The organism is Fulvivirga lutimaris (genome assembly GCF_009711525.1).
In the GTDB taxonomy this organism is placed as follows: Bacteria; Bacteroidota; Bacteroidia; order Cytophagales; family Cyclobacteriaceae; genus Fulvivirga; species Fulvivirga lutimaris.
Genome location: NZ_SMLV01000408.1, coordinates 1 through 3,179, shown reverse-complemented (window position 1 = coordinate 3,179; position 3,179 = coordinate 1). Strand labels below are relative to the sequence as shown.

Below are 3,179 nucleotides of genomic sequence, written 5' to 3'. Positions count from 1 at the left end.
TTTTACTCACCATTTGGATCAGCGTGTCATTTCTTGCAGGGGTGTACCCGGCATTTGCCCTTTCTGGATTTTCAACTATCGGGGTACTTAGAGGTAGGTTTAAAAATTCGTCAGCAGGAAGTTCACTCAGAAAGGTATTGGTTATTTTCCAATTTTCTATTTCTGTAGTACTTATTGTCTCTACAATAGTGATTTACAAACAGCTTTCATTTGTTGATAATAAGTCACTGGGTTATGATAAAGATCTTATTATATCATTGCCGTTGGACCCACAATCAAGGCCGCAAATAGAGGTGCTTAAACAACAATATGAAAAGCTGGCAGGGGTGCAGTCAACAAGTGTGACAGGTCAGCTTCCCTCTCAAATTTCATTTGAGTCTACGCTGGCTATTAAGGAGGGGGAAGAGAATAGACAATTAATGAGACTCAGTTATATTGATAATGATTATATAGAAACACTTGGCCTTAAAACTGTTGCTGGAGATGCGATGAGTAGGACCAATGAAGATGTTTATGAATTTATTATCAACGAATCAGCGGCCAGTTTTTTCGGATGGACACCGGAAGATGCCATTGGGCAGCGTGTAAAAATATGGAACAAAGAATGGGGCACCATAGCAGGTGTTGTAAAGGATTTTCATTTCTCCTCACTTCATGAAAAGATTAAGCCTTTGGTGTTGTATAATAAAGAGTCGGATCAGGAATATGGTAGAAATAACCTTATGCTGCGTGTAGTGTCTGATGATTTTACCAATACATTGGCTTCTATTGAAGATGTTTGGTCGAAAACTGTAACTCATAAGCCTTTTGAATACTCTTTTTTGGCAGACAACCTCGACAGCTCCTATGAGAAGGAGACACATCTTAGCAAATTGATAGGCGTATTTTCAATACTTGCAATTTTCATCGGCTGTTTAGGATTGTTTGGTTTGGTGTCCTACACCTCATACCAGCGCTCAAAGGAGATTGGCATCAGAAAAGTGCTTGGTGCTACAGTAGGAGATATAATCTTTATTCTTTCGAGAGGTTTTTCAAGGCAGATTGTGATTTCATTGGTTATTGGTATTAGCTCGGCCTATTTTATTATGGATAGGTGGCTACAAAGTTTTGAATATAAAACGTCTATAGGGTTTGATGTTGTGCTTTTTGCCACCCTTGTGACCCTGGGTGTAGCAATATTTACCATGAGCTTTAAATCCATTCAGGCAGCGTTGCTCAACCCTGCAGATACTTTGAGAAATGAATGAAAGATAAAATTCAGGATCAAAAAAAGAGAGCTTAATAAGGCTCTCTTTTTTGTGCTTTTGGAATTTTGCTTTCCAGAAAGTCAATGCTAAGCTCAATGCCTATTCCAATAAAAACTTCAGTTCATCACTCGTTTTACTAGGGATAAATTCTATCAATTCGTAACCTGCTAATCCATTGATCTTAAAAGGGTCTTTCTCGATGATCTTCTCCAGCTCCGAACGACTGTCAACATTAGATAATATTATGCCTCCTGTTCTGGGTACTTTTGGCCCGGAAGCAATGAAGTTACCGAGTTCATATTGTTCATTTAGAAACTCAACATGAGCTGTTAAATGCTGATCAACTTTTTCCAGATCAGTTTTGTAGGTAAGATTAATGATAAACATGATCTACAGTGTATTTTTAAGGTTTTGAACACTTATTGTAGTTTTAATTTAGCTTTTCGAAATTACTAAATTGGTATAATAGCCTGTCATAAAATATGTTAAAGCGATGGCAATTCAGACCGGTCTTTTCAATTCATAGACATAGCATAAGCTCCCTTCAAATTCCCGCTCTTCTATAAACTGGAACCCCAACCTTTCATAAAATCGGTGAGCTTTAGTATTTGATTTTAAAGGATCTATTAAGATGCTGGTTACAGCTGCATCAGCGAAACACTTTTTTATGGCCAGATTCATCATTATGGTTCCATACCCTTTGTTCAGGTTGTTTTCTTCTCCAATCCAGATATCAATGGCTCTTTTATTTTTTTCTACCTCTCCCCAGTAATGAGAATCTTCCAGATGTGGATCAATAATTTGGATAAAACCAATGGGTTCACCCTCTAATTCGGCAACCAACTGCTCTCTCCATTCTGGATTACGAGCCAGCTCTTCTTCCCAATTCCAATCGTCAGGATCGCAATCAATAACATGCTGTTGGGTATCCCAATGCCTGAGCAACTCAATGTCTTTCGGTGTTGCCTCTCTTAAGGTGATCATATGAAAACTTATGGTTTAGGCTTAGAATAGCGGTATTCAATGGCAACTTAATAAAAAAGGAGTTGTCTCAATAGTATTGAAATCTCGTCTGTACGATCCCTTGGAGGAGATTACTTCACTGCGTTCGTAATGACGCTTAACTTTTGAAACAACTTCTTTTTATAGATATATAAAAGGATAATTATTTAAAACCGATCTCTTCAAGTGCTTTATGGCTCACTTTTATAGCTTCCAATGGCTTCATATTAAAAGTTTGGTCTTGCTCTACAAAGTAGTATTTCATCCCTGATGTTTTTTTCTCAGCCAGTATTTTAGCGAAGTCAATAGTGCCATTGCCTACAGGTGCAAACTTTCCTTCATCATCCATGTCTTTTACATGCCATGCTTTGAAGCGGCCAGGATATTTTTCAAAATAGGCAATTGGGGAAGCTTCCGCTTTTGTTACCCAGAATAAGTCCATCTGAAAGTTTACATGTTTAGGATCAGTGTTTTCTAAAAGGTAATCTATGGTCACAATGCCATCGTCATCTTTTTTGTATTCAAAATCATGATTATGGTATAATAGCTTGAGGCCAGCTTTAGTACACTTTTCACCAAGAGTATTTAATATCTCGGCCAGGTTAGCAGCGCCACCGGTCATGCCCATTGATTTGGTTTCAGGGAAATACTTAAAATGTCCCATGGGTGGTATAGGCACTACCAGGTATTTAAAACCAACGGCTTTTAAATCTGCAATGGTTTGGTCTGCATTTTCATAGGTGATACCTCCCTGGTGCGAACTTATTGGCTCTAAACCCAACTCATTGAGGGTACTTTTAAACTCTGCAGGAGTCAACCCATAAAATTTTCCATCACTGTAACCAGCATCTTCCACATATTTGTAACCGGCATCGGCTACTTGTTTCAATACCCCTTTAGGATCATTTTTCATATCGTCTCGTACGGTAT

Annotated in this window: 4 protein-coding genes; 1 reads left to right on the top strand and 3 read right to left on the bottom strand. The window is 38.2% G+C overall.

Annotation, left to right across the window (positions count from 1 at the left end; genetic code table 11):
• Positions 1–1,247 (top strand): ABC transporter permease (locus E1140_RS21545; RefSeq protein WP_343034256.1); only part of this gene is annotated, 1,247 nt, incomplete at its 5' end.
• 99 nt (positions 1,248–1,346) lie between these two features.
• Here E1140_RS21545 and E1140_RS14665 read toward each other — a convergent pair.
• From E1140_RS14665 to E1140_RS14655, 3 genes are all read right to left on the bottom strand, one after another.
• Positions 1,347–1,634: a YciI family protein gene (locus E1140_RS14665; RefSeq protein WP_155185347.1), complete on the bottom strand. Its 288-nt coding sequence runs from the start codon at positions 1,632–1,634 to the stop codon at positions 1,347–1,349.
• A gap of 114 nt (positions 1,635–1,748) precedes the next feature.
• On the bottom strand, positions 1,749–2,231 hold the full coding sequence (locus E1140_RS14660) for a GNAT family N-acetyltransferase (RefSeq protein ID WP_155185344.1): 483 nt from the start codon (positions 2,229–2,231) through the stop codon (positions 1,749–1,751).
• Between the two features lie 181 nt (positions 2,232–2,412).
• Positions 2,413–3,179, bottom strand: a 767-nt coding sequence (locus E1140_RS14655) for a sugar phosphate isomerase/epimerase family protein (protein WP_155185341.1), incomplete at its 5' end; no start/stop codon positions are given.

Coding starts and splice junctions, on each gene's coding strand:
- E1140_RS14665 (WP_155185347.1), bottom strand. CDS start 1,634: ATGTTTATCATTAATCTTACCTACAAAACTGATCTGGAAAAAGTTGAT.
- E1140_RS14660 (WP_155185344.1), bottom strand. CDS start 2,231: ATGATCACCTTAAGAGAGGCAACACCGAAAGACATTGAGTTGCTCAGG.